Annotated in this window: 23 protein-coding genes; 7 read left to right on the plus strand and 16 right to left on the minus strand. The window is 65.1% G+C overall.

What is annotated here, in order from left to right:
* Positions 1-12 precede the first annotated feature (12 nt).
* From ACEN2S_RS08805 to ACEN2S_RS08830, 6 genes are all read left to right on the plus strand, one after another.
* A complete protein-coding gene (locus ACEN2S_RS08805) occupies positions 13-987 on the plus strand; it encodes an ABC transporter permease (RefSeq protein WP_441865110.1) in 975 nt (324 codons plus the stop codon).
* Positions 987-1,898, plus strand: a complete 912-nt coding sequence (locus ACEN2S_RS08810) for an ABC transporter permease (RefSeq protein WP_441865113.1) — start codon at positions 987-989, stop codon at positions 1,896-1,898. The genes ACEN2S_RS08805 and ACEN2S_RS08810 overlap by 1 nt, the downstream gene beginning before the upstream one ends.
* Entirely contained in the window at positions 1,898-2,899 is a 1,002-nt protein-coding gene (locus ACEN2S_RS08815) for an ABC transporter ATP-binding protein (RefSeq protein ID WP_441865116.1), read from the plus strand. The genes ACEN2S_RS08810 and ACEN2S_RS08815 overlap by 1 nt, the downstream gene beginning before the upstream one ends.
* Positions 2,896-3,933 carry an ABC transporter ATP-binding protein gene (locus tag ACEN2S_RS08820; protein ID WP_441865119.1) on the plus strand — a complete coding sequence of 346 codons (1,038 nt, stop codon included), beginning with the start codon at positions 2,896-2,898 and terminating at the stop codon, positions 3,931-3,933. Before ACEN2S_RS08815 ends, ACEN2S_RS08820 begins: the two co-directional genes overlap by 4 nt.
* 31 nt (positions 3,934-3,964) lie before the next feature.
* The gene (locus tag ACEN2S_RS08825; protein WP_441865122.1) at positions 3,965-5,443 is read left to right on the plus strand and encodes an amidohydrolase; all 1,479 of its coding nucleotides are present in this window, start codon (positions 3,965-3,967) and stop codon (positions 5,441-5,443) included.
* Between the two features lie 528 nt (positions 5,444-5,971).
* Complete coding sequence (locus tag ACEN2S_RS08830; protein ID WP_441865125.1) at positions 5,972-6,568, plus strand: flavin reductase family protein; 597 nt, start codon at positions 5,972-5,974, stop codon at positions 6,566-6,568.
* A 94-nt stretch (positions 6,569-6,662) separates the two neighbouring features.
* Here ACEN2S_RS08830 and ACEN2S_RS08835 read toward each other — a convergent pair whose 3' ends face one another.
* The 6 genes from ACEN2S_RS08835 to ACEN2S_RS08860 form a co-directional block, all read right to left on the minus strand.
* Positions 6,663-7,469: an ABC transporter permease gene (locus ACEN2S_RS08835; RefSeq protein WP_441865128.1), complete on the minus strand. Its 807-nt coding sequence runs from the start codon at positions 7,467-7,469 to the stop codon at positions 6,663-6,665.
* Positions 7,466-8,260, minus strand: a complete 795-nt coding sequence (locus tag ACEN2S_RS08840; RefSeq protein WP_441865130.1) for an ABC transporter ATP-binding protein — start codon at positions 8,258-8,260, stop codon at positions 7,466-7,468. Before ACEN2S_RS08840 ends, ACEN2S_RS08835 begins: the two co-directional genes overlap by 4 nt.
* A 4-nt stretch (positions 8,261-8,264) precedes the next feature.
* Positions 8,265-9,209 carry an ABC transporter substrate-binding protein gene (locus ACEN2S_RS08845; RefSeq protein ID WP_441865133.1) on the minus strand — a complete coding sequence of 315 codons (945 nt, stop codon included), beginning with the start codon at positions 9,207-9,209 and terminating at the stop codon, positions 8,265-8,267.
* A gap of 74 nt (positions 9,210-9,283) precedes the next feature.
* Positions 9,284-9,790: a V4R domain-containing protein gene (locus ACEN2S_RS08850; protein ID WP_441865136.1), complete on the minus strand. Its 507-nt coding sequence runs from the start codon at positions 9,788-9,790 to the stop codon at positions 9,284-9,286.
* A gap of 10 nt (positions 9,791-9,800) precedes the next feature.
* Positions 9,801-11,012 (minus strand): acyl-CoA dehydrogenase family protein, encoded by a 1,212-nt coding sequence (locus ACEN2S_RS08855; protein ID WP_441865138.1) that lies wholly within the window; start codon positions 11,010-11,012, stop codon positions 9,801-9,803.
* Positions 11,013-11,468: 456 nt separating this feature from the next.
* The gene (locus tag ACEN2S_RS08860) at positions 11,469-12,410 is read right to left on the minus strand and encodes a LysR family transcriptional regulator (RefSeq protein WP_441865140.1); all 942 of its coding nucleotides are present in this window, start codon (positions 12,408-12,410) and stop codon (positions 11,469-11,471) included.
* A gap of 433 nt (positions 12,411-12,843) precedes the next feature.
* Here ACEN2S_RS08860 and ACEN2S_RS08865 point away from each other — a divergent pair, with 433 nt between their 5' ends.
* Positions 12,844-14,193 (plus strand): amidase, encoded by a 1,350-nt coding sequence (locus ACEN2S_RS08865; RefSeq protein WP_441865143.1) that lies wholly within the window; start codon positions 12,844-12,846, stop codon positions 14,191-14,193.
* Here ACEN2S_RS08865 and ACEN2S_RS08870 read toward each other — a convergent pair.
* The 10 genes from ACEN2S_RS08870 to pobA form a co-directional block, all read right to left on the minus strand.
* On the minus strand, positions 14,180-14,905 hold the full coding sequence (locus ACEN2S_RS08870; protein ID WP_441865146.1) for a hydratase: 726 nt from the start codon (positions 14,903-14,905) through the stop codon (positions 14,180-14,182). The genes ACEN2S_RS08865 and ACEN2S_RS08870 overlap by 14 nt on opposite strands.
* Positions 14,902-15,531 (minus strand): aspartate/glutamate racemase family protein, encoded by a 630-nt coding sequence (locus ACEN2S_RS08875; protein ID WP_441865148.1) that lies wholly within the window; start codon positions 15,529-15,531, stop codon positions 14,902-14,904. The genes ACEN2S_RS08870 and ACEN2S_RS08875 overlap by 4 nt, the downstream gene beginning before the upstream one ends.
* Positions 15,528-15,995, minus strand: a complete 468-nt coding sequence (locus ACEN2S_RS08880) for a RidA family protein (RefSeq protein WP_441865151.1) — start codon at positions 15,993-15,995, stop codon at positions 15,528-15,530. The genes ACEN2S_RS08875 and ACEN2S_RS08880 overlap by 4 nt, the downstream gene beginning before the upstream one ends.
* Positions 15,992-17,170 (minus strand): amidase, encoded by a 1,179-nt coding sequence (locus ACEN2S_RS08885; RefSeq protein WP_441865153.1) that lies wholly within the window; start codon positions 17,168-17,170, stop codon positions 15,992-15,994. The genes ACEN2S_RS08880 and ACEN2S_RS08885 overlap by 4 nt, the downstream gene beginning before the upstream one ends.
* 4 nt (positions 17,171-17,174) lie before the next feature.
* Entirely contained in the window at positions 17,175-18,152 is a 978-nt protein-coding gene (locus ACEN2S_RS08890; RefSeq protein ID WP_441865155.1) for an ABC transporter ATP-binding protein, read from the minus strand.
* Positions 18,149-19,207: an ABC transporter ATP-binding protein gene (locus ACEN2S_RS08895; RefSeq protein ID WP_441865157.1), complete on the minus strand. Its 1,059-nt coding sequence runs from the start codon at positions 19,205-19,207 to the stop codon at positions 18,149-18,151. Before ACEN2S_RS08895 ends, ACEN2S_RS08890 begins: the two co-directional genes overlap by 4 nt.
* The gene (locus ACEN2S_RS08900; RefSeq protein ID WP_441865160.1) at positions 19,194-20,078 is read right to left on the minus strand and encodes an ABC transporter permease; all 885 of its coding nucleotides are present in this window, start codon (positions 20,076-20,078) and stop codon (positions 19,194-19,196) included. The genes ACEN2S_RS08895 and ACEN2S_RS08900 overlap by 14 nt, the downstream gene beginning before the upstream one ends.
* Positions 20,079-20,081: 3 nt before the next feature.
* Positions 20,082-21,035 carry an ABC transporter permease gene (locus ACEN2S_RS08905; RefSeq protein ID WP_441865162.1) on the minus strand — a complete coding sequence of 318 codons (954 nt, stop codon included), beginning with the start codon at positions 21,033-21,035 and terminating at the stop codon, positions 20,082-20,084.
* Between the two features lie 61 nt (positions 21,036-21,096).
* Positions 21,097-22,695 carry an ABC transporter substrate-binding protein gene (locus ACEN2S_RS08910; RefSeq protein WP_441865164.1) on the minus strand — a complete coding sequence of 533 codons (1,599 nt, stop codon included), beginning with the start codon at positions 22,693-22,695 and terminating at the stop codon, positions 21,097-21,099.
* A 535-nt stretch (positions 22,696-23,230) separates the two neighbouring features.
* On the minus strand, positions 23,231-24,400 hold the full coding sequence (gene pobA, locus ACEN2S_RS08915; protein WP_441865166.1) for a 4-hydroxybenzoate 3-monooxygenase: 1,170 nt from the start codon (positions 24,398-24,400) through the stop codon (positions 23,231-23,233).
* Between the last annotated feature and the right edge of the window lie 75 nt (positions 24,401-24,475).

A 24,475-nucleotide genomic window follows, 5' to 3' on the forward strand; every position in this document is an offset into this window, starting at 1 on the left:
ACGCCCCGCCCCGTGCTCACCTTTGTCATCAACCGATTGCTGCAGGCCCTGGGGGTCTTGCTCCTGATGTCGGTTCTCGTCTTTGTCGGCATCTATCTTGTCGGCGACCCCACCTCGATGCTGGTCAGCCCCGAAGCGACCGAGGCTGAACGTCAGGCCGTGCGCATCGCGCTCGGACTCGACCGCTCGATGATCGCGCAATATCTGACCTTTGTCGGCAATGCGATGCAGGGCGATTTCGGCCGCAGTTTCCTGACCGGGCAACCGGCGCTGCAGCTCATCTTTGCCCGGATGCCCGCAACCTTTGAAATGGTGCTGGTGGCCATGGTCTTTGCGGTGGTGACCGGGGTGCCTTTGGGCATTCTGGCGGGGTATCGCCCGCAGGCGCTGACCTCGCGCGCGGTCATGGCGGTGTCGATCCTGGGGTTCAGCCTGCCGACATTCTGGATCGGCATGATGCTGATCATGGTGTTCTCGGTGAATCTGGGTCTCTTGCCGGCATCGGGGCGGGGGGACACGGTGGCACTGGGGCCACTGGATCTCAGCCTGCTGACCGCCGATGGCTGGCGCCATGTCGCGCTGCCGGCGCTGACGCTGGGGCTGGCGAAATCGGCACTGCTGATCCGGGTGACCCGGGCGGCCACCCGCGAGGTGTTACCGATGGATTACATCAAATTTGCCCGCGCCAAGGGGCTGCCGATGCGCCGGATCTTCGGCGTGCATCTGCTCAAGAACATCATGATCCCGATCCTGACGGTCACCGGGCTTGAATTCGGACAGGCCATCGCCTTTGCGGTGGTGACCGAAACCGTCTTTTCCTGGCCCGGCATGGGCAAGCTGCTGATCGACAGCATCATCACGCTCGATCGTCCCGTGGTCGTCGCCTATGTGCTGATCATGGTCTTCTTTCTGGTCATCCTGAACCTTGTGGTCGACCTCGCCTATATGGCCCTCGACCCGAGTTCGCGCGAGAAGGTCCGAGGCTGATGACACAACCCTCCTCCATCCTCCTGTCCCCGACACGGGGCGAACGCGGCGTTCTCCGTCTTGCCGGGCGCTTTGTTGAAAACCCGCTGGCGGTGTTCGGACTGGTGCTGTTGCTGGCGCTTCTCGTGCCTGCCGTGCTGGCCCCCTGGATCGCGCCGCAAAACCCCTATGACATCGGCGCGCTGGACATCTTTGAATCGCAATTGCCGCCGGGATCCGTCTCGGATGCCACCGGCATGACCTATTGGCTGGGCAGCGATGGTCAGGGACGCGATGTTTTGTCCGCGATCTTCTTCGGGCTGCGCACCAGCCTTTTCGTGGCCTTCACCTCGGTGATCCTGGCGCTGGCGATCGGGGCGACAGTGGGCCTGATCGCGGCCTATTTCGGCGGCGTGCCGGAGGCTATTCTGATGCGTCTGGTCGATATTCAGCTGTCTTTCCCGGCCATTCTGGTGGCTTTGGTGCTGCTTTCGGTGCTGGGGCAAGGGGTGGACAAGGTGATCATCGCTCTGGTGGTGGTGCAATGGGCCTATTTCGCCCGTACCGCCCGCAGCGCGGCGCTGGTTGAGCGCAACCGCGAATATGTGCTGGCCGCGCGCTGTCTCTCGCTTGGGGCCGGGCGGATCATTTTCCGGCATATCTTGCCCAATTGCATGCCGCCGCTGATCGTGATCGCCACCATTGATCTGGCCCATGCCATCGCGGCCGAAGCGACGCTTTCGTTTCTGGGCATCGGCGTGCCGGTGACCGAACCCTCGCTCGGCATGCTGATCGCCAATGGCTTTGAATTCATGATGTCGGGGCAATACTGGATTTCCTTCTTCCCCGGCATCGCGCTGGCCCTGTTGATCCTCGGGATCAACCTCGCCGGGGACCAGCTTCGTGACATCCTGAACCCGAGGAATATGTGATGACCCGTGCTGAGCATGTTGCGGGCGAAAGCGCACCGCTGTTGGCGATCAAGGGATTGCAGACCCATTTTCACACGCGCCTTGGCGTCGTCAGGGCGGTGGATGGGGTTGATCTGACACTGGGGCGGGGGGAAATCCTCGGCCTTGTGGGGGAATCCGGTTCCGGAAAATCCATCACCGGCTTTTCGATCCTCGGGCTGCTGGACCCGCCCGGCCGGATCGTTGGGGGCTGTATCGAATTTGAGGGCCGCGATCTCGTCGGCCTGTCCGAGCCGGAGCAGCGCCAGCTGCGCGGCCGCGACATTTCGATGATCTTTCAGGATCCGTCGATGACGCTCAACCCCGTTTTGCGCATCGACACGCAGATGATCGAGGCGATCCGGGCGCATGAACCGGTCAGCCGGGCCGTGGCGCGGGAGCGGGCACGTGCGGCGCTGGAAGCGGTGGGCATTCCGGCACCGGAGGCGCGGCTGAACGCCTATCCGTTCGAGCTGTCGGGCGGCATGCGGCAGCGGGTGGCGATTGCCATCGCCATCCTGAACAAGCCGCGGCTGATTGTGGCCGATGAGCCGACAACCGCCCTCGATGTCTCGATCCAGGGGCAGATCATCCATGAGGTGAAGAAACTGTGCCGTCAGACCGGCACGGCAATGATTTGGGTGACGCATGATCTGGCGGTGGTGGCCGGTCTCGCGGACCGGATCGCGGTGATGTATGCGGGGCGCGTGGTCGAAACGGGGCCCACTGCGGATGTGATCCGCAATCCGCGTCATCCCTACACGCGCGGGCTGATCGACTCGGTGCCGTCGCGCGCCACCCGCGGCCAGCGGCTGCACCAGATCCCGGGCATGACGCCCTCGCTTTTGAACCTGCCGCAGGGCTGCGCCTTTCGCACCCGCTGTGCGCGGGCCAGCGACAGCTGCGCCGTCGCCCCGGAGGACACCAAAAGCGCCTGTGGCCGCAGCCATCGCTGCTGGCATCCTGTGGGAGAAGACCAATGAGCATCGAACCCTTCGGGCAGACCGCCGCCGCAGGTGCCCCGCTGCTGGAGCTGCGCGGGCTGACCAAGACCTTTTCCAAACCTGTCAGCCTTGGGGGCCGGATCGCGAATATCTTCGGTGCGGGCCAGGTGGCGGTGCAGGTCCGCGCTGCCAGCGATGTTGACCTGTCGGTGGCACCGGGCGAGGTGGTCGGCATCGTCGGTGAATCCGGCTGTGGCAAATCGACGGTGGCGCGGATGCTGGCCGGGATCAGCGCGCCCTCGGGCGGCCAGGTCCGCTGGCGTGGCCGCGCGCTGGCCGAGATGAGCCCGGAGGCGCGGCGTGAATTTGCGCTGGGCGTCCAGATGATCTTTCAGGATCCCTTTGCCTCGCTCAATCCGCGGATGCGCGTGGCCGATATCATCGGCGAGGCGGCGGTGGTGCATGGCATCGTGCCCCGCGCGCAGATGCGGGCCTATGTCACCGGGCTGATGGAAAAGGTCGGGCTGTCGGGGGCCTATATTGACCGCTTTCCGCATCAGTTCTCGGGCGGGCAGCGGCAACGGATCGGGATTGCGCGGGCGCTGGCGGTCAAACCCAGCCTGATCATCTGCGATGAGGCGGTGGCGGCGCTGGATGTGTCGATCCAGGCGCAGGTCCTGAACCTGTTCATGGATCTGCGCGACGAGCTGGGGCTGACCTATCTTTTCATCTCGCACAATCTGGGCGTGGTCGAGCATGTCTCGGATCGGGTGGTGATCATGTATCTGGGGCGGGTGGTGGAAAGCGCGCCCACCGCGGCGCTGTTTGAGGCGCCGAACCATCCCTACACGCAACTGTTGCTCGCGCAGCTGCCCGTGCTTGAGGCGGGGGCGCAAGAATATGCGCCAATACAGGGTGAGTTGCCCTCGCCCCTCGCGCCGCCGCCGGGGTGCCCGTTCAACCCGCGCTGCCCGCTGGCCACCGACCGTTGCCGCGGGGAGCTGCCGGTGTTGCGCGAAATCGCCCCGGGCCGGCTCTCGGCCTGCCATCTCAACGAGGGCGTTCCGGGCTGAGGCCCGCAGACATTTCACCGGAGGATTTGACATGACGCACCCCACCACGATGGGTCAGAACGACGTATTGGGCACGGACCGTATTATCGCCTGCGCCGACCGCAAGGCACCCACCTATATCGCCCTCAGTGACCGGGTCTGGGGTATGCCGGAACTGCGGTTTGAAGAGCACCGCTCGGTCGAGGAGCATATCCGCGCGATGGCGGCTGAAGGCTTTCGCATCACCCGCAATGTCGGTGATCTGCCCACCGCCTTCATGGCCGAAGCGGGCGAGGGCGAGCTGTGCATCGGGTTCCTGGGCGAGTTCGATGCGCTGGCGGGCCTGTCGCAGGAGGCGGGCGCGGTCGAGCATCGGCCGTTGCAGGCCGGGGGGGCCGGGCATGGCTGCCATCACAACCTGCTGGGGGCGGCGTCGCTCCTCGCGGCGGTGACCCTGCGCGATGCGCTGGCCGAGGCCGGGGTTGCGGCGCGGGTGCGGTATTACGGGTGTCCGGCGGAAGAGGGCGGATCGGGCAAGACCTATATGGCCCGGGCCGGGGCCTTTGATGATCTCGACGCGGCCTTTTGCTGGCACCCGGCGGATTATAACCATGTGATGTCGGCCAGCACCCTGGCCAATATTCAGGCCTATTTCCGTTTCACGGGCCGCGCGGCGCATGCGGCGGTCAGCCCTCAGGTCGGGCGCAGCGCGCTGGATGCGCTGGAGTTGATGAACATCGGCATCAACTTCATGCGCGAGCATATGCCCTCCGAGGCGCGCGTGCATTACGCGATCACCCAGACCGGGGGCGTCTCGCCCAATGTGGTGCAGGCCTCCGCCGAGGGCCTGTACCTGATCCGCGCGCCGCGGATGGAAGATGTTGTGGATCTGTTCGGGCGGGTGCAAAAAATTGCACAAGGGGCCGCGCTGATGACCGAAACCTCTCAGGAGATGATCTTTGACCGGGCCACCTCGGGCGTCCTGCCGAACCGGGCATTGGAAGAGGTGATGCAGGAGGAGTTCGAGGCGATTGGCGCTCCGCCCTTTGATGCGGCGGATTATGCCTTTGCCGACCGGCTGGCGGCGGCGGCGCTGACCGATGCAGACCGGCGCGCGAGCGCCGAGGCATTTCATGCCCCGGAAGGGTTCCCGCGCAACCTGCATGATGAGATCCTGCCCTTGCCGCTGGTGCCGCGGCAGTTCTTCGGCTCGACCGATGTGGGCGATGTCAGCCGGATCGTTCCGACGGCGCAATGTCTGACGGCAACCGCGGTGCTGGGCACGCCGTTTCACACCTGGCAGACCGTGACGCAGGGCAAGGAGCCGCATGCGCATAAGGCGATGGTGACCGCGGCGAAGGTGATGGCCGCGACGGCGGCGCGTGTGGTGCGCGACCCTGCGCTGCGCGCTGCGGCACAGGCGGAGTTGCGGTCCCGCCGGGGCAGCGACCGCCATGTCTCGCCTTTGCCCGAGGGCACAGTCCCTCCCCGCGGCGCGGATCGCAATCCCGGGGCCGCCGCAGAAGGTTGAACGGCGGCAAGGCTTTGCATGTGCTCAATGCCGCGCCGCGTGCCGCAAGGCAGGGCGCCGCGTGCCACGGCCTTCGGTGATCGGGCGGCCGTCGGGGCACCATCGGGAACCCCGTTGCCCGGACAGCCGGACCGGTGGATCATCGCCGGATGCCCGTCCCCCTAAACGACCGGCAGGGCACAGGACCAGCAGGGCAGGACCGCCTGAGCCCGACCGGCGTGGCCCGACTGGCAGAGCCCGACTGCCAGAGCCCGACCGCCAAAGCCTGACCGGCAGATCTGTGGCAGGTGATGGCGACCCCCGCCGCCGCGCCGCGTTGTGCCATATCCCGCGCCCGCGCCGGTTGGCTGCTCAAGGGGCGAAACTGGCACATGCCGCCGCCGCAGGGCGGCAAAGCATCGCGGCGGGGGACATGGTCCTCTGACCTATTCATTCCCGGAGTGCATTCAGTGCATTACCAGGATCAATTTGGATCATGTAGCGCCCCCCTGTACAGGGAGATTAGTGTTATTCAGGAAAGTCCCCCACGTGCAGCACCAATTCTTTGACCCCGGTACCCTCACCGCAGGCTCCGTTTACAAATTGCTGAGCGGCGCGATCCTGCCGCGGCCCATCGCGCTGGTGACCAGCCGCTCGCCGGATGGTATCGACAATGCGGCCCCCTTCAGCTTTTTCGGCATTCTCAGCCATGATCCGCCGGTGGTCGCCCTGGGGATCGAGCGGCGCCCGGATGGCAGCCTCAAGGACACCGCGCGCAACATCATCGGCACCGGAGAATTCACCGTGCATATTCCGGATGTTGCGATGGCCGGGACCGTCCATCTCTGCGCGCAGCCGCATGCGCCGGAGGTGAGTGAAATTGACCTCAACCAGTTGCAAGCTGTCCCCGGGGTTCGTGTGCGCTCTGTGCGTCTGGCCACGGCGCCGGTGGCGCTTGAATGTCACCTGTTGCAGCGTGTCGATCTGGGCGACGTCCGCGAAATCCTGCTCGGGCGGATTGTCGGGATGCATCTGCGCGCCGATGCGGTGAATGACAGGTTGCATGTGGATCCCGCCCTGATCGACGCGATCGGGCGGCTTGGCGGGGGCGACTATACCACGACCCGCGACCGGTTCAGCCTCTAGGCACAAAAATCGCGCGCAGAGGCGATGCGGATTGCGCCCGCCGGAATGCCGAATGGCCCCCTTGCGGGGGCCATTGCTTTTGGGGCCGGTCTTGTCAGAACAAGAAGCGTGCCAGACAGCGCCGGGTGATCAGCCGGAAGGCCCGGTCGAACAGATAGCCCAGAATGCCCAGGGCGATGATGCCGACGAAAACCCAATCGGTGCGGCCAAAATTGCGCGCGGTCCAGATCATCGCCCCGAGGCCGTTCTGCGCCGAGACGATCTCGGCTGAAACCACGGTCAGGAAGGAATTCCCCATGGCGATCCGCGCCCCGGTGATCATGAAGGGCACGGTCGAGGGCAGGATCACGCTGGTCATCTCGGAGATCCGGCCCGCGCCCATGCTGCGCGCCGCTTGCAGCCGCAGGGGGTTTACCGCATTCACCCCGGCAATAGTGTTCAGCGTGACGATGAAGATGGTGGTGTAGAAGATCAGGGCGATCTTGGTGATCTCTCCCGGTCCCAGCCAGATCACGGCAAGGGTGACAAAGGCGATGGGCGGAATGAAACGGAAGAACTCGATATAGGGGTCAACCACCATCCGCACGAGCGCGAAGCGCCCCATGAAGAGGCCCAGCGGCACCCCCAGCGCCACGCCCAAGGCCCAGCCCGCCAGAATCCGTCCGGCCGAGGCTGCCACGGCGGTCAGCAGCGTGCCATCGGCCAGCATTTCCAGCGTTGTCGTCCAGACGGTGCCCGGCGCGGGCAGGAACAAGGGCGAGGTATAGAGCGCCGCGACATGCCACAGCAGGACCCCGCCCAGAATGGACAATACGGAAACCAGCGCCCGCTGCACTGCCGGTCCCCGGCGGCGCAGCGTCAGCGACAGGCGCGGCTGGGTGCGTTGCGTCAGATCGGTCATGCCGGTGTCTCCTCTCGGGCCAGGCCCTGTTGTTGCAAGGCCCGCGTCACCTCGGCGCCGATGTCGTCGCGCAGGCGGCGATACAGCGCGAGGCATTCCGGACTCGCCGCATCGCGCGGATGCGGCAGGTCAATCGTTTCGATGGTTTTGATCGCTGCCCGCGGCCCCGCCGTCATCACCACCACCCGGTCGGCCAGAAGCAGGGCTTCCCAGATGTCATGGGTGACAAAAACGATGGTGCAGCCCGTCTCGCGCCAGATCCGGTCCAGCTCGTGCTGCAACACCTCGCGGGTTTGCGCGTCGAGGGCGCCGAAGGGTTCATCCATCAGCACCACCGAGGGTTCATTGATCAGCACCCGCGCGATCTGGGCCCGCTGCCGCATGCCGCCCGACAGCTGCGCGGGGAATTTCTCCCCGGCATGGCTGAGGCCGACCATGGCCAGATAGCGGGCGGCCTTTTCACGCCGCGCCGCAGCCGCCACGCCGCGCAGGCGCAGCCCGTATTCCACATTCTCGCGGATGCTGAGCCAGGGGAACAGCACCTCCGAGGACTGGAACACCACACCGCGGTCCAGCCCCGGGCCTTTCACCTGCGCGCCCTGCACCTCGATGCGCCCCGTCACCGGCAGGAAACCGGCGATGGCATTCAGCAAGGTGGATTTGCCGCAGCCCGAAGGCCCGAGCAGGCAGACAAATTCGCCCGGCCGGATCTCCAGATTGATGTTGGACACGATATGGGCATCGCCAAAGGATATGCCCACATGGTCGAGATGGATCGAGGCGCCGCGCATGCCGTTACCCTTTGTAAAAGCCGCGTTGCATCACATCGCGGTAGGGCACGAGGCCGGTGGTGACCTTGTGATCGGCGAGGAAGCTGGCGATCCCGTCGAAACTGATGAAATCGGCATCGGTGAAATCGCGCACCCCCAATGTCATGTCCTTGAAGGCTTTCAGCGAGGTTTCCACCGGAATCCGGGTGATCGCCCTGACCCCTTCGGCCGCGCGCGCGGGATCAGATTGGGTGATGTCGCTGGCCTTGGCGAGGGCGCGCAGCATCGCCTGCAGGCCTTCCGGGTTGCTCCCCAGGATCGCGGCGCTGGCGGTGGCCCAGATCGTGTCGACATAGCCCACATCGGCGCTGGTCAGCGCCACATGGCCGCCTTGGGTCAGGGCCGTTGCGGGCCAGGGCTCCCAGGCGAAGAAGGCATCAATGTCGCCGCGCGCCAAGAGGGCGGGCAGTTCCGGCGGGCCCGAGGGGATCATCTCGACCTGCGCCGGGTCGAGATTGAAATGCTGCAGGGTCAGCCCGGTGCAATATTCCGAGATGGACCCCGGCACCAGGCCAAAGCGCCGGATCTCCCCGGGATCGGCAATCCCCTCGCGCAGGACAAGTTTCACATATTTCCCCGAATGATAGACCACGGCAAGGGGCCGCAGCTCGGCCCGCGGCATCCGCACCATGGTCGAGGATTCCGAGGCGGCGGAAACATCGACCTGGCCCGCCACCAGCGCGTTCATCGCCTCTGCGCCCTCGGCATAGGGTTGCAGGGAGACCTCAATCCCTTCTGCTTCAAAGAGCTTTTCATGGGCGGCGAGAAAGAAGGCTGCAAACACCGGGTCAGAGCCGACGCCGATGCGCAAAGGGGCGGCGGCACGCGCGGGAACGCCCAGAAGGCCGGTGGCGGCCAGCCCGAGAGAAGAGGCCACGAACATGCGGCGGGAAAGCGGAAATGGGGTCATGGGGTATCCTGTTGGTGAGGGATGTTTTGCGATGGTCTTTTTGACCCCAGCGACCGGATCGCCGGGGCAGGGGATCAGAGGCTGATCCGGAAGTGGCAGCAGCTTTCGCCGGTCTCGGCGGCGCAGGCGGTCTCGCGCGCCGTGGCGCCGTTCCTCAGGATCACCGGGGCAACGGCGGATAAAAGCCCGGTGATGGCGGCGCAGACCGGGCCGTCGGCGCGGGCCGCACCTGCGGCAAAGGGGCTGTTGCGCACGGTGATTTCAAGCGCTCCCGCCTCGGCGGGATGCGCCTCCCACACGCCCCAGCCGAGGGCGGCGGAGGTTGCGGTGATCACCGGCCACAGCGCCTCGGGCGCGGCGGCACCATGGGCGCGATAGGTCGCGACCGAGCGGCCACCATGCTCTGCCACCGATGCGCCGAGTGCCGCCAATGCCTGCGCCCGTGCCGCATCGGGCAGGCGCATGAAGGCCCCCATCAGCGCGTCGGGCCGCATCATCAGATAGCGGATGTCGCCATCGCGCATCTCGCCGCGCTCTGGGGAGATCTGCAGCCGCGCGTGAAACCCCTGCGTCATGTCCATGATCCGGCCCTCACGGATAGCCCGCCGGGGCGGCGAGACCCGAGAGAACCATGCCCGCCTGTTCCATCGTGGCATCGTTCAGGGCGGCATGCTGGGTGACCACGAGACTGTCGCGCAGGATGCGCTGCATCCGGTGGCCTTCCTGAATGGCGGCCATCCCCGCGATGCGGAAACAATCCTGAATGGTGTCGGCCGAGGCCCGTGCCGCATGGCTGGCGCTCAGACGCAGCAGGTTGTTCAGCTCAAGCGGCACCGCGGGTTGATGCTGCAGCACCTCCCAGGCCCGTTCGGCGGTGTCATAGAAGAAGGCATGCGCCGCCCGCAGCCGCGCCTCGCCTTCGGCCAATGTCTTGCGGAAATAGCCCCGGTCGGCCAGACGCGGCGCCCCGAGCATGATCTTGGCGCCCGCTGACATCTCGATCACCAGATCCAGAGCCGCCCGCGCCAATCCCAGATTGCAGGCCGCATGCACCTGCGCCTGATAGGCCAGCGCCGGATACCGGTAGAGCGCATCGTCAAAGATTCCGACCGCGCCGCGTTTGCAGGTCCAGGCATCGGCATAGAACTTGTCGGCCACGCGGGTGTCATGGCTGCCGGTGCCCTGCATGCCCATCACATTCCAGGTCTCGACAATCTCGATCTCTGCCGCAGGGGCCACCGCCATCAGCACGGTCGGCGCGACAGGCTCGCCCGCGGCGCGCTCTGCGTCATCGCCGATGATCCCCACGCCGATCCAATCCGCCCCCATGCAGCCCGAGGCAAATTTCCATTGCCCCGAAACCTTCCAGCCCCCCTTGACCCGCTCGGCCTTGTGCAGCGGATAGAGCCCGCCGCCATAGACCTGATCGGGCCCGTCGGCATAGATCGCGGCCTGCGTTTCGTAGGGCAGGGCGGCAATATAGGTATTGGCGGAGCCAAAGGCGGCGACCCAGGCGGTCGATCCGTCAACTTCCGCGATCCGCTCGACCATCGGCAAGAACAGATGCGGTGCGAGCGCATCGCCGCCAAATGCCAGGGGCGTCGCCGAGCGGAAAATCCGGGCCGTCTTCATCATCGCCACGATCTCGCGCGGGACATGGCGGCGGATCTGGATCTCATCGCGGCGCCGGGCCACTTCGTCCAGCAGCGCGCGGAAGGCCGGTGTTTCGGTCAGGGGAGTGTCCCCGGTTTTGGGGAGCTGCGCCGGGGGCACCACCGGGCGCACATGGGTTTGCTGGTTCATTCTGTCCACCTTCTCTGTTCCTCAAAGAAAAGGCCGGGATCATTAATTAAACAAATTCATTATTCTAATTCTCATCATAAACAGGGTACATGCGGGCGGTGCCAGACCTGACGACCGCCGCGCAACGGCGGCTTGGCATCGGACGGACCTCAAATTTCTTAGATGGTTAGATGAGCTGGTTCCCCGCGTCAGATGAGAGGCGGCCACGGTGATCTCTCGAACCGCGGTTGACCTATGGGCCGGGAGGGGCGGTGGCGATGCCGCGCGCTGCGCAGCCTTGCCCGCCGAACAGGCAGTATCAAAACGCGGCGCAGGCCATGTGCGGTGCAGGCCATGTGCATTGCGGGCCACGCGAATTGCAGGTGGGCCCGTTACAGCTGGCCCCGATCAGGTGCCATGGCGACTCGCGCCGTCATGCCCTGTGTGGTGCGGATGATCCCGCCTGATCCCGCCTGATCACGCCCTCGACATGCCCGGTGGGCTCAGCGGTCCCAGCGCCTCTGCCATGGCCTGGCGCATCCAGCGCAGACCCGGATCCGCGAGGAAATTGGTGTGCAGAAACAGACAAATCTCGATCTGCGGCAGATCGAACGGCAGCTCGGCCAGACTGAACGCCCCGCCTTCATTCACCCGAAGTGACGCGGAATAGGGAAACAGCGCAACGCAGCTGCTGTTTCGGACCACCTCCGGCACGATGGTGAAATGCTCCAGGATCACCGCCGCGTTGCGCCGCACCCCAAGCTCCTGCAGACCCGCTTCGATCGTCTTGTAACCCGTTGCATGCAAAGCAACATCCACGAAACGCAGCCGGGGAAAATCGTCCGGGGTCAGCACTTTTCCGGCCAGCGGATGCCCGGCGGCCAGCAGGCAGACAAAGCGGTCAAACATCAGATGCTGACCATCGACCTCGGGGGCGCCCAGCCCCGGCAGATAGCCCAGGGCGATGTCCACTTGCCCCGAGCGCAGCTGGCTGCTGATGGTTGCGGCCTCAAGCTGAACCGACCTCAGCCGCAGGTTCGGCGCCACCCGTTCCAGATAGGCGACGAGATGCGGCAGATGGTAGAATTCGGCCATGTCCGACATGGCGATGACAAAGCTGCGCTCGCTCTCTGCGGGGCGGAAATCTTCATGGTCATGCATGGTCTGATGCACAACGCGCAGCGCCCGGCTGAAGGGCTCATGCAGGCGCTTTGCGGCTTCGGTCGGTTCCATCTTCTGGCCGACGCGCAGGAAAAGCGGGTCCGAGAATTGCTCACGCAAGCGCCGCAGCGCATGGCTGATCGCGGGCTGGGTCAGGTTCAGCCGTTCGGCCGCACCCGTCACCGAGCGCTGATCCCAGATGGCCAGAAAGACGCGCAGCAGGTTCAGATCAAAGTGGTTCACATTCATTTTGCTCATGCAGCCAGTTTCCGGAATTCGCGGCACAAAGGGAAGTGGGCATTTTCCGGCCGGATGGTTCCGATGATCTGACCCCGCTGCCGACGAGCCCGATGTGCAGGCGGAGTGGAATGACCGGGGGCCGGGACGCCTGCGCTGGCCTTTCAGGGGGCTTGCGGGCTATCCGGGATCGCCGGGCGGCAGAGCTGCGGCGATCATCTGCCCGGGCGCTGATCGTCGATGGCGACGCCCGGTTGCCATGGAGACCCGACGCTGCCTGAGCGCCGATATTGGGCGGCGCGGTGCATTGGTGCTCATGCCACAGGCAAGGGGACGCGAAAGGTGCGGCGCGTGGCGTTTTTGCGGCAAATTCCCTGTCATCCGGGACCTGTCTCGCAGACGATCCGATCTGCGAGGACGGGCTCCGGGTGTACAGGCGATGGATGGTGACAGAATGTGGCAGCTGGACGCGACGCAGCTCATCCGCGCCTATGCGCAGGGTCGGCTGGACCCGGTCGACGTTTTCGAAGCACACATGGCGCGCATCGGGACACTCAATCCGGTGCTGAATGCCTTTGTCGCGCATGCGCCGCGCGCGCGTGCCACCGCCGAGGCTGCGGCGCGGCGCTGGCAAGCGGGGGCGCCTCAGGGGCCGCTCGATGGGGTGCCGGTCATCGTGAAGGACAATCTCTCGGTGGCGGGCATGCCAAGCGCCTGGGGCAATGCGGCGCTTTCGCAGCGTCAGCGCGACGCGGACGAGTTGCCGGTGGCGAAACTGCGTCAGGCGGGCGCCGTCATCCTCGGCAAGGGCAATACCCCCGAATTCGCGGTGGAGGGCTACACCGACAACCTGACCTTCGGGCCGACCCGCAATCCGTTCGACCCCGCCCTCACCCCCGGCGGTTCTTCCGGTGGTGTTGTCGCGGCCGTTGCGGCGGGGCTGTGCTCAATGGGGGTGGCGACGGATGGCGGCGGCTCGATCCGCAGGCCCGTGGGCTATACCGGGCTGGTGGGGCTGAAGCCCGGATTGGGGCATGTGGCGCGCGCCGGGGGATTGCCGCAACTGCTGCTGGATTTTGAGGTGGTGGGACCGGTTGCCCGCTCCTTTGGTGATCTGAGGCTGCTCGACGCGGTATTGTCGGGGAGCAGCATATGCCGGCACGAACCGCGCCCCGCTTTGCGGATACTGGCGGTCGAAACGCTGGAGGATGCCCCGTTGGATCCGTTGATAGGGGCGGCATTCTCGCGCAGCTGCGGTGCGCTGTCGGCGGCGGGACACAGGGTGCAGCGCGGTGCGCTCCCGCTGTGCCTAGGGCCGTTGACCGAGGTGTGGGGACAGATTGCCGAGATCGGACTGGCGAGATATTTCGCCGCGGATCCGGCTGTTGCCGCCGCCGCCGCGCCAAAATACCGCGAGATGGCGTTGCGGGGCAGTCAGCTTGCCGCCACGCAGCTTTATGAAATTCTGAGCCGGGTCTTTGCGTTGCGCGACGCGGCGCGCGGTCTTTTCGGCTATGACGCCATTCTGATGCCGGCAAGCGCGGCCAACCCCTGGCCCGCAGACCAAACACATCCGGCGCAGATCGACGGGCAGCCCGTGGGACCGCGCGGGCATGCCGTCTACACCGGCTGGGTGAATGCTTGCGGCTTGCCCGCCATCGGCTTTCCGGCCTCTGGCACCAAAGGCATGCCCATCGGCATGCAATTGATCGGGCCGATGGGGGCAGAGGCGATGTTGACGGACCTTGCAGAGACGGTGGCAGAACCGTTCCGATGGCCGGATCTTGCGCTCAGTTCAGCGTGACGGAAACGGCGCCAACGCCCTCGATCTCGCCCGACACTTGGGAACCGGCGGGAAGATTGGTCATCGGGTGCAGCGTGCCCGTGATGACGATCTGGCCCGGCTGCAGGCCGCCACAATGCCCGCCAACATGCCGGTAAAAGGCCGCCAGCGTGGCAAGGGCGGATCCCCCGGGCACAGAGGATTGCGGCGCCATCAGATCCCGCGTGCCAACGCGCATCTGCCCGCGCACCGCCCCGAAGTCGGAGCCGTCCCAAGCGGTCAGCGGCGTCCCCACCACCAAGCCGTGGTTCACTTGCAGATCGGCCAGTTTTACCAAAGGGTCATCGGCGGCGGGCCCGCTGATCCGGCTGTCCACCAGCTCGATCACCGGAACCGGCAGGACAACCCGCGCCAGTGCCGCCTCCAGATCATCGCTGTCCGCAGCGGGCAGGGGGCCCACGATCTTCCAGCCGATCTCCAGCTCGACACCCATGTGATCGCGCACCGCAACGGTGGCGCCCGAGTCCACGCAGCGTGCGGCCATGATCGGGGCCATGATCGGCGGGCCGTCCGCTTTCAGCCCCACCTTGAAACCTGCAACCGGGCCCAGTGCCGCAGATAGCGCTGATTGCACGGCATAGGCCTCCTCTGCGGATGCGGGCAGATCGCCTTCCGGCGCCACACGGGTCCCCGCGCGATAGGCCGCGAGCACTTGCTCGGCGAATGTGGTCATGGTGTCCCCTCCAAAAGTGTCAGCATCAGGCGCGCGGCTTCCGGAATGGGTGCGATCAGGGCGCAGGGTGCCAGTGGGCGCAGCCGCTCTGCCGCTTCGCCCAAGGGTCCTCCGCCGATGATCACGGCCTCGGCCCCTGCATCATGCGCGCGCATCATCGCACAAAGCAGCGCGGCATCAAGCCTTTGCGGGTCTTTTGACAGCGCGAGCGGATCCCCCTCGGCGAGGAAGGTTCCCAGATATCCTGCCGCAGCATAGCTGCGCATTAGGGCGTCGATCCCGGTGACGAGCCCGGGGGTATGGGTCGCGACGGCATAGCGGCGCCCCCCGGCCGCGGCGGCCAGGGCGGCGGCCTGACCAATTCCGACCACGGGGAGATTCAATCTGGCAGCCAGCGCCGCACGTCCGGGGTCTCCGAAGGCCGACACAATCACCCCCCGCAGCGCGGGGGGCAGATCGGCTTGTGCCACCAGTGCCGCGGCCTCTGTCAGATAGGCCATCGAGATCAGCAATTCAGGGCCGGAAGGTGCCGTCCAGCCGGTAACATCGGGCAGGAACCGCCGGGCAATGGCCACCATCGTTTCGGTGGTGGCGGCGGAACTGTTCGGGTTCATCAGCAAGATCATTCGCTGAGTTCCACCATTGCGTCGATTTCCACCAGAGCATTGGCGGGGAGTGAGGAGACATTGACCGCCGTTCGCGCATGCCGTCCGGCATCGCCCCAAAGGTCGATGAACAGCTGCGAGGCGCCATTCACGATTTGCGGGCCGTCCGGATAGCCGGGTCCGGCGGCGACGAAACCTCCCAGACGAACGACACTGCGGACCCGGCTCAGCGATCCTGCCACCGCCTTGATCGAGAAGAGCAGGTTCAGCGCACAAAGCTGCGCAGCCTTCTGACCAACGGCAATGTCGAAAACCGCTCCGACGGGGCCGAAATACTGTGGCACGCCCTCCCATTCGCAAATCTGCCCTGAGAGCACCAGAAGGTTCCCGGTGATTTTGCCGGGCAGGAACAACGCGCGGGACGGGGCCGAGGGCGGCAAAGCCAATCCCATGGCCACGAGTTTGCGTTCAATCGGGCAGGTCATGCGGCCCCCTTTGGTGCCAGTTTACAGGCCAATGCGATCAGCGACAGATCCGAACCATAGGGACCGATCAGCGAGGCGCCATAGGGCGCGCCGCCGATCTGGCCCGCGGGGAAAACGACCTGCGGCAGCCCCGCCATGCCCGCCACACAGAGCAGGTGCATGGCCTCGTGGCGGAAGCCGTCAAAGATTTCGACGGGGGCATCCAGCCTGAAGGGCGCATCGTGGACGGCGGGGGCCAGCAGCACGCCCTTTGCCCCAAGAAGGGCGCGCAGATGCGACCTGAACGCCGCACGTGCGGCGCGGAAATCCTGCTTCTGCGCCTCGGTCAGGGCCTCCGCGCTGTCGGCGCGGCTGTCGATCCCGCGCACCAGTGGCATGCGGGAACGGCGGATGTAGGGCAGGATGGTTTCGGCACAATCGGCACCGTTGGCCCCCAGATAGCAGGCATAAGCGGTGGCGGCGCTGTCCGGGTAGATCGTGACCGGGCGGGCGTGCAGGCCGCCGAAGACCCTGTCGACGCGCGATCTGGCCTCGGGGTTCAGCCTTGCATGCATATCCTCGGGCCACAGAAGGTCGGGGCTGTCGGGCAAGGCAGCAGTGTCGGGGCCGATCATGACCTCGGCGGCGCGGTGCAGGGTCGCGCCATCGCGTGCGAAAAGCCCCGCGGTGTCGAAACTGGGGGCCAGGGCTTGCGCGCCCTCAAGCGAGATGCGGCCGTGGCTGGGGCGCAGGCCCCAGATGCCGCAGAAGCTTGCCGGTGCCCGGATCGAGCCGCCGGTGTCGGAGCCGACCGCAATATCGGCCAAGCCGCCCGCCACTGCGACCGCGGAGCCCGAAGACGACCCTCCGGGAATCCGGTCCGGGGCGGCGGGATTGATCGGCGTGCCGAAATGCGCGTTCAACCCGTAGAGCGACCAGGCCAGCTCGTCCGTATGGGTCTTGCCGACAAAGCGGGCCCCGGCATCGAACAGACGCTGCACCGCAGGCGCGGTTTCGGCCATCACCGGGCTGGCGGCAAGTTTCAGCGGGCAGCCGGAGCCGGTGCGATAGCCGGCCACGTCGAACAGGTCTTTCACCGCGACGGTCAGACCCGCCAGCGGGCCCTCTGATGCGCTTGCGACCGGGATCGCTTCATAGGGCATGAAGGCATGGTAGGGATCATTCTTGAGAAGCATCAGGTCACTCTGCAGGAACGGGGTCTGCGTGCAGACAGGCCACCCGCCGGCGGGGTCCCAGCGGCACGAAAGCGGGGGTGGCGGCACGGCACTCCGGCCCCGCCAGCGGGCAGCGCGGCGCGAAAGAGCAGCCGGCGGGCGGCACTTCCAGCGCGGGCGGTGCGCCGGGAATGGCGTTCAGACGCTCTCCCCGCGCCACATCGTGCAGGTTGGCGGCCAGAAGCCCCCGCGTGTAGGGGTGGCGCGGATCGTTGATCACCTCATGCGTGGTGCCTTCCTCGACGATCTGTCCGGCATACATCACGGCGATCCGTTCAGAGACCTCGACGGCGACACCGATGTCATGGGTGACAAAGATCACCCCCATGCCGAATTCGCGCTGCAATTCGCGCAGGAGCAGCAGAATCTGGATCTGCACGGTGGCATCAAGCGCGGTTGTCGGCTCATCCGCCAGCAACAATCGCGGCCGACAGGCAAGGGCGAGCGCGATCATCACCCGCTGCCGCATCCCGCCCGACAATTCGTGCGGATAGTTCTTGAGGCGGCGCTCGGGCGAGGGGATGCGGACACGCTGCAACATATCAAAGGCGGTCGACACCGCCTCTTCTTTCCGCAGGCCCTTGTGGCGCATCACCGCCTCGGCGATCTGCGCACCCACCGTATAGACGGGATCGAGCGCCAGCCCGGGGTCCTGAAACACCATCGAGACCTCGCCGCCGCGATAGCGTTGCAGCGCCTTGCCGCTAAGGCTGCGCACATCGGTACCGTTGACCTGGATGTCGCCTTCGATCTCGCTGCGTTTGGGGGGTAAAAGGCCGAGCAGGGTCTTCAGCGTGACCGATTTGCCGGATCCGCTTTCCCCCAGCAGGGCAAGCGTTTCCCCCTGTGCGAGGGTGAGGCTGAGGTTGTTGATCGCATGCACGGTGCGCGCGCCCTTGAAGCGCACGGTGAGGTTGCGGATCTCAACGAGGTTTTGCGTCATCCCAGGCTCTCCTTCCCGGCTTTCGGGTGACCTGAGCCAAGGTCGTGGAGGTGGCAGGCGGCGAAATGGCCGGGGGCCCCCGGCAGTTCGAGGAGTTGGGGGGCGCGGGCTTTGCAAACGATATCCGCAAAGCGGCAACGGGTGTGAAAGCGGCAGCCGGAGGGTGGGTTGATCGGATTGGGCGGATCGCCGGACAGCGGCGGGGTCTTGGTCCGGTTGTCCGGGTCCATCGAGGGCATCGCCGAGAACAGCGAGCGCGTGTAGGGATGCGCCTGCTGGCTCCAGATGGCGTCGACCGGGCCGACCTCGACCACCTCGCCCAGATACATCACCAGAATCCGGTCAGAGATATAGCGCACGACATTCAGGTCGTGGCTGATGAAGATATAGGTCAGCCCGAACTCTTCGCGCAGATCCGCAAGCAGGTTCAGCACCTGCGCTTCGACCGATTTGTCGAGGGCCGAGACGGCCTCATCAAGGATCACCAGCCGGGGCGACATGGCCAGCGCCCGCGCGATGTTGATGCGCTGACGTTGCCCGCCCGAAACTTCATGCGGGTAGCGCTGGGCGAAGCGCGCCGGATCAAGGCCAACGCGCGCCATCAGGCCATGCGCCCGCCCGATCGGGTCATCCAGCCCCTGAACCCGCGCACCGAAGGCAATCGACTCCTCGATCGTCAGCCGGGGGTTGAGCGAGGCATAACTGTCCTGAAACACCATCTGCACGCCACGGCGCAGATCGCGCAGGGTCAGCGCATCCCCCAGCCCCTGTCCGTCAAAGATGATCTCGCCATCGTCCTTTTCGGTCAGGCCAATGAGCAGCCGCGCGGTCGTGGATTTTCCGCAGCCGGATTCGCCGACGATGCCCAGCGTCTCGCCCTTCTTCACGCTGAACGAGACGCCATCGACCGCCTGCACCATCGCGCGGGTGCGGCCCAGAATGCCGCCGCGCACCGGGAAATACTTGCGCAGGTTCTTGACGGTCAGCAGTGCCTGCGCGGGGCCGCCCTTGGAGGGCAGGTTTTCGGGCAGGATCATGGTCTCAGTCGCGGACATTCATCGCGCTCCTTACGCCGTCGCTGAGCAGGTTGAGGCACAGCGAAGTTACGAAAATCATCAGCCCCGGAAGCGCCGAGAGCCAGGGGTTGACATAGATGGCGGACCGCAAGGTGTTGAGCATGAGCCCCCATTCCGGCTCGGGCGGGCGCACGCCGATCCCGAGAAAGGACAGCCCCGCCGCGAGGATCATGCAGACGCTGGTCAGCGAGGTTGCGTAGACGAAGATCGGCGAGAGGACATTGCCGATCACATGCACGCGGATGACGGTCAGGGCAGTGGCGCCCGAGGCGCGGGCCGCATCGATATAGTCCAGCGCCCGGACGCCCGAGGTTACGGCCTCGGCGATGCGGGTGATCGGCGGAACAAAAACGATGGTCAGCGATACGAGGCTGTTCACGATCCCGGCGCCAAGGGCTCCGGAGATTGCGATGGCGAGCAGCACGGAGGGAAAGGCGAAGAACACATCGACGGTCCGCATGATGATCGTGTTCACCAGACCGCCCGTATACCCGGCGATGATCCCGAGGACCGAGCCGATGAAGAACGCCAGCACCACCGGCATCAACCCGATGAAGAGCGTCAGGCGGCCCCCATAAATCAGGCGGGCAAACATGTCGCGGCCCTGCTCATCGGTGCCCAGCCAATGGCCTTCGGTGCCGATCGGCTTCAGGCGTGAGACCATCGAGCCTTTGTAGGGGTCCGCCAGCCCGAGCCAGGGCGCGAAGATGGCGGACAGGATCAGGGCCAGCAGGACCGTCAGGCAGAACATGGCGACCGGGTCGCGCCGCAAGCGTTTCGCCACGCCCGACCAGTATCCGGACTGTGCGGCCGCGCCGGGCGCCCCGGCGTCCGTTTCAATGAGTGCCATGCGTCAGTTCCTCTTGATACGGGGATCAATCGCGGCCTGCGCGACATCCACGATCAGGTTCATCGCCACGAAAAACAGCGCCAGCACGAGGATCGTGCCCTGCAGGAGCGGCAGATCCCGCTGGAAAATGGCGTTCGACAGCAAAAAGCCCGACCCCGGCCAGTTAAACACGGTTTCAATCAGGATCGAGCCGCCCAGCAGATAGCCCAGTTGCAGGCCCATCACCGACAGGGCCGTGGCCGCCGCGTTCCGGGCGACATGGCGCAAAACGTCAAACCGGCTCATGCCCTTGGCGTAGAGGGCCTGGACGAAATCCATCGTCAGGATGTCTCCCGAGAGTGCGCGCACCGTCCGCGCCACGATGCCGACGGGCACCACGGCCAGCGTCACGGCGGGCAGGATCAGGTGGCGCATGTGAAGCCAGTCCCAGGACCAATCCTGAGAGCCGCCGGGCCCCGCGCCCATTGAGGGCAGCCAGCCGAGCGACACCGAAAAGATGATCACCAGAACGATCCCGAGCCAGTAATTGGGCACCGACACACCCGCAATCGAGAGCGCCGTCACCGCCCGGTCCAGAAGCGTGTCGCGGAAATACCCCGCCAGAAACCCCAGAAATACCCCGATGGGAAAGGCAATGACCGCCGCGCTGAAGGCAAGAAGGAGCGTGTTGTTGACCGCGCCGAACACCTCGCCCGCCACCGGGCGGCCCGTCGCAATCGACCGGCCCATGTCGCCCTGTGCGAGGTTTGCAATCCAGATCCCGTATTGCACCGGAAGCGGTTTATCCAACCCGTAGTTTGCCCGCATGGCGGCCTGTTCATCGGCGGTGGCATCCACCGGCATGATGGCGGTCAACGGGTCACCGGGCGCGATCTGAACCAGCATGAAACAGATCACCGAAACCCCGAAGGCAACCGGCAGAACAAGGATCAGACGGCGCAGAAAATAGCTTATCACGGCAGATTTCCTTCAGATGAGACCCCGCCGCGCGCACCGCGGCGGGTGTGCGTCATGGGTGTCATTCCATCGTGATGGAGGAGAAGTTCTGGTACCAGTTCTGCGCCTGTACAAAGCCTTTGACCTTCGGGCTCAGCGCCCGCGGCGCGACATCATGCGTCACCATCAGGAACAGCGCGTCATTCACGAATTTCTCATGCGTTTTCTGAATGACCGCATCCTGAGCCGCCGGATCAAAGGTGGTCTTGATCTCGTCAAACAGGCCCTGCATCTCGTCATCGCAATAATGGCCCCAGTTGGTGCCGTTCGGCGCGACGAGGTTGCAATCAAGGTGACGGATGAGCGCGGTGAAAGGGTCCTGAATGAAATAGGTGAAGTTGATCGACTGGCTGCCCTCGACCGAGGGATCGGCCGCACCGGCGCGCCACAGGTTGATCATCTGGTTCCACTCGACGACCATGAACTCGACATCAATGCCAACCTCGGCAAGGTTTTGCTGGATGTATTCGTTCATCGGCAGCGGCAGCATCTGACCCGAGCCCGAGGGCGAGATCAGCGCCTTGACCTTGAGACGTTTGTCGGGGCCATAGCCCGCCTCGGCGAGCAGTTTCTTGGCTTCTTCCGGATCGTATTTCACGTCAAATGTCGGATTGCCGAACCATTGCGACGAGGGCGGCAGGAAGCCCTTGGCCGGAACCATCAGCCCGCCAAGCAACGTCGACATTCCCTCGCGGTCGATGGCAAGGTTGGCCGCCTTGCGCACGCGGATGTCGTTCCAGGGCGAGCCGTCAATGCGGCTGAGATGCCAGGTCCAGTTGTGCGGATAGGCGTTCGACGAGATGACAAATCCATTGCCGGTCATCGCCGGGATGGTGTCCGGCGCCGGGGCTTCGATCCAGTCAACCTGGCCCGACATCAGCGCGGCGGCGCGCGCATTCGGTTCGGGCAGCGGGATCAGCACCATCTTGTCGAGTTTCGGCAAGCGGGTCGTGTCCCAATAATCCGGGTTCGGCACCAGCTCGGCCCGCTCGCGCGGCACGAAGGTTTCCAGTTTCCACGGGCCAGTGCCCGAGGGCGCGGCCGCAACCTTTTCCCAGTCTTTGCCCTGGGCTTCCCAGTTCGCCTTGGAGGAAATGAGGATCCAGGCCAGCTGATAGGGCAGGGTTGCGTCGGGCGTCTTGGTGATGATCTCCAGCGTGTGATCGTCGAGCGCCGTGTAGCTGGCGACGGCGGGGATCCGCGATTTGCCCTGTGCGGCCTGACGCGAGTCATATTGCTCGGAGGTGTCGACCAGAAGCTTGTCGAGGTTCCAGGCCACCACCTCGGCGGTGAGGGGACTTCCGTCGTGGAAGGTGACGCCTTCACGGATCTTGAACGTCCACTTTGTCTTGTTCTCGGCATCAACCGACCATTCGGTCGCCAGACCCGGGATCAGGACGGAGGGTTTGTCGGCGCTGGTCAGATCCCACTCGATCAGTGAATCATAGACGGTATAGCCCATGAAGCGCATGCCTTCGCCGCCCTGGTCGGTCTGGCCGGTGGTCAGCGGAATGTCGGAAGCGGTCATCCCAACGCGCAAAGTCCCCTGCGCGGCCGCCGTCTGCGCGCAGATCAGACCCGCCGTCAGGGCGAGCGCTGCAAAGCTCTTTTTCAGTCTCATCACGCGTGGCCTCCTTGTCGCGATGGGGCCACTTGGGCGGGCCCCCGAGAAGAAAGGCTGGAGAAGCTCATGTTTTCGTGCAGTAGCAAAACGAACGCGCTGCGGTGCAGAAACGCCAAAAGCTGCATTCTGCGGAAATATTAATCGCTTGGTCAGAGAATGCCGCCTCACCGCGCGCTTTTGGCACCGGGGCGGGATCAGAATCGTCCTTCGCGGCCCCTTGACCGAAGGGGCAAGTCTCAGACCGTGCGGCATCGGCGGCCTGTGGCCGCGATGCGGCTTCCCCGGTCTCTCCCGCCTCCTCTCGGCCAGTGGGCCACGGGCTTGGGCCTAAGGCGGGCGACTCCAGCGCGCTGTCACGCGCCCTCACGGCCTGTTTGGCCGCTTTTCGCGGAGCGGTCAGCATGGCAGGGTGCCTTATGCCGCCTTACCAGCGCGACGGGCTCGTTTGTCAGTTCCTGCGCGCTGGAAAACCAACCCGCCACGGGCGTCGCCGTTGCATCCCTGCCGCCCGAGGGCGGTCAAAGGGGTGGGTTCAATAGGGTAAACCCACATAGTTACGCGCCATCGTCTCTTGCGCCGAGGGCAGGTGATGCAACTGCGCCAGATCATTTTCCTGCACTTTTTGATCGAAGGCCGATTGCTCGGGGAAACGATGCAGCATCGTGGTCATCCACCAGCTGAACCGCATCGCGCCCCAGACCCGGGCCAGCGCCTTGTCCGAATAGCCCGCAAGCAGGCTCAGATCCTTGTCCTGATAGGCGGCCTTGAGCGCGGTAAAGAGGTAATGCACATCGGATGCCGCAAGGTTGAGCCCCTTGGCCCCGGTCGGCGGCACGATATGGGCCGCATCGCCCACCAGAAAGAGCCGCCCGAACTGCATCGGCTCACAAACGAAACTGCGCAGGGGGGCGATGGATTTCTCGATCGACGGGCCGGTTTCCATCTGGGCCGCAACCGTTTCGGGCAGGCGCCGTTTCAGCTCTGCCCAGAAGGCGTCGTCGGACCAATCCTCGACCTTGTCGGTCAGCGGCACCTGGATGTAATAGCGCGACAGATGCTCATTGCGCATCGAGGCCAGCGCAAATCCGCGCGGGTGGTTGGCATAGATCAGCTCATCCGCCGCCGGTTTGGTCCGCGACAAAATCCCAAGCCAGCCAAAGGGATAGACCTTTTCAAACTCATGGCGGACTGCGGCGGGGATGGTCGGGCGGCTGACGCCGTGAAAACCGTCGCAGCCCGCGATGTAATCACACGCCAGACGCTGTGCCTTGCCGTCCTGCACAAAGGTCACATAGGGCGCGCCGCTTTCAACATCATGCAATTCGACATCGTGGACCTCATGCAGGATCGTGGCCCCCAGCGAGTCCTGCGCCTCATAGAGGTCGCGGGTTACTTCGGTCTGGCCATAGACCATCACCTCACTGTTGGCGCGCGCCTTGAAATCCACCCGGAACATGCCCTCTGCGGTCGAGAGATAGCAGCCCTCATGCGGGTGCCCCTCTGCGTCCATCCGCGCGCTCGCCCCGGCTTGCCGCAGCAAGTCGACCATGCCCTCTTCCAGCACACCGGCGCGGATCCGTGAGAGCACATAGTCGCGGCTCTTGCGCTCGAGAACCACGGTGGAAATGCCCGCAAGGTTCAGGAGTTGCGACAACAAAAGCCCCGACGGGCCGCCGCCAATGATGGCAACTTGCGTTTTCATAAGACCATCCCTTCCTCGAATGATGGTGATAATAAAACATCAATGATGCAAATTAATGGACATATGCGAAATTAA

Source organism: Phaeovulum sp. W22_SRMD_FR3 (assembly GCF_052113705.1).
Taxonomy (GTDB): Bacteria; Pseudomonadota; Alphaproteobacteria; order Rhodobacterales; family Rhodobacteraceae; genus JBGQOG01.

What these genes read in the sequence shown, in the direction of transcription:
- ACEN2S_RS08895 (WP_441865157.1), bottom strand. Translation starts at nt 19,207, where the DNA reads ATGTCCGCGACTGAGACCATGATCCTGCCCGAAAACCTGCCCTCCAAG.
- ACEN2S_RS08840 (WP_441865130.1), bottom strand. Translation starts at nt 8,260, where the DNA reads ATGCGCGGCGCCTCGATCCATCTCGACCATGTGGGCATATCCTTTGGC.
- ACEN2S_RS08845 (WP_441865133.1), bottom strand. Translation starts at nt 9,209, where the DNA reads ATGACCCCATTTCCGCTTTCCCGCCGCATGTTCGTGGCCTCTTCTCTC.
- ACEN2S_RS08870 (WP_441865146.1), bottom strand. Translation starts at nt 14,905, where the DNA reads ATGACCACATTCGCCGAGCAAGTGCTCGCGGCCTATCGCGCGGGGACC.
- ACEN2S_RS08825 (WP_441865122.1), top strand. Translation starts at nt 3,965, where the DNA reads ATGACGCACCCCACCACGATGGGTCAGAACGACGTATTGGGCACGGAC.
- ACEN2S_RS08815 (WP_441865116.1), top strand. Translation starts at nt 1,898, where the DNA reads ATGACCCGTGCTGAGCATGTTGCGGGCGAAAGCGCACCGCTGTTGGCG.
- ACEN2S_RS08850 (WP_441865136.1), bottom strand. Translation starts at nt 9,790, where the DNA reads ATGGACATGACGCAGGGGTTTCACGCGCGGCTGCAGATCTCCCCAGAG.
- ACEN2S_RS08910 (WP_441865164.1), bottom strand. Translation starts at nt 22,695, where the DNA reads ATGAGACTGAAAAAGAGCTTTGCAGCGCTCGCCCTGACGGCGGGTCTG.
- ACEN2S_RS08880 (WP_441865151.1), bottom strand. Translation starts at nt 15,995, where the DNA reads ATGACCTGCCCGATTGAACGCAAACTCGTGGCCATGGGATTGGCTTTG.
- ACEN2S_RS08820 (WP_441865119.1), top strand. Translation starts at nt 2,896, where the DNA reads ATGAGCATCGAACCCTTCGGGCAGACCGCCGCCGCAGGTGCCCCGCTG.
- ACEN2S_RS08885 (WP_441865153.1), bottom strand. Translation starts at nt 17,170, where the DNA reads ATGCTTCTCAAGAATGATCCCTACCATGCCTTCATGCCCTATGAAGCG.
- ACEN2S_RS08835 (WP_441865128.1), bottom strand. Translation starts at nt 7,469, where the DNA reads ATGACCGATCTGACGCAACGCACCCAGCCGCGCCTGTCGCTGACGCTG.
- ACEN2S_RS08900 (WP_441865160.1), bottom strand. Translation starts at nt 20,078, where the DNA reads ATGGCACTCATTGAAACGGACGCCGGGGCGCCCGGCGCGGCCGCACAG.
- ACEN2S_RS08810 (WP_441865113.1), top strand. Translation starts at nt 987, where the DNA reads ATGACACAACCCTCCTCCATCCTCCTGTCCCCGACACGGGGCGAACGC.
- ACEN2S_RS08865 (WP_441865143.1), top strand. Translation starts at nt 12,844, where the DNA reads ATGTGGCAGCTGGACGCGACGCAGCTCATCCGCGCCTATGCGCAGGGT.
- pobA (WP_441865166.1), bottom strand. Translation starts at nt 24,400, where the DNA reads ATGAAAACGCAAGTTGCCATCATTGGCGGCGGCCCGTCGGGGCTTTTG.
- ACEN2S_RS08860 (WP_441865140.1), bottom strand. Translation starts at nt 12,410, where the DNA reads ATGAGCAAAATGAATGTGAACCACTTTGATCTGAACCTGCTGCGCGTC.
- ACEN2S_RS08890 (WP_441865155.1), bottom strand. Translation starts at nt 18,152, where the DNA reads ATGACGCAAAACCTCGTTGAGATCCGCAACCTCACCGTGCGCTTCAAG.
- ACEN2S_RS08855 (WP_441865138.1), bottom strand. Translation starts at nt 11,012, where the DNA reads ATGAACCAGCAAACCCATGTGCGCCCGGTGGTGCCCCCGGCGCAGCTC.
- ACEN2S_RS08875 (WP_441865148.1), bottom strand. Translation starts at nt 15,531, where the DNA reads ATGATCTTGCTGATGAACCCGAACAGTTCCGCCGCCACCACCGAAACG.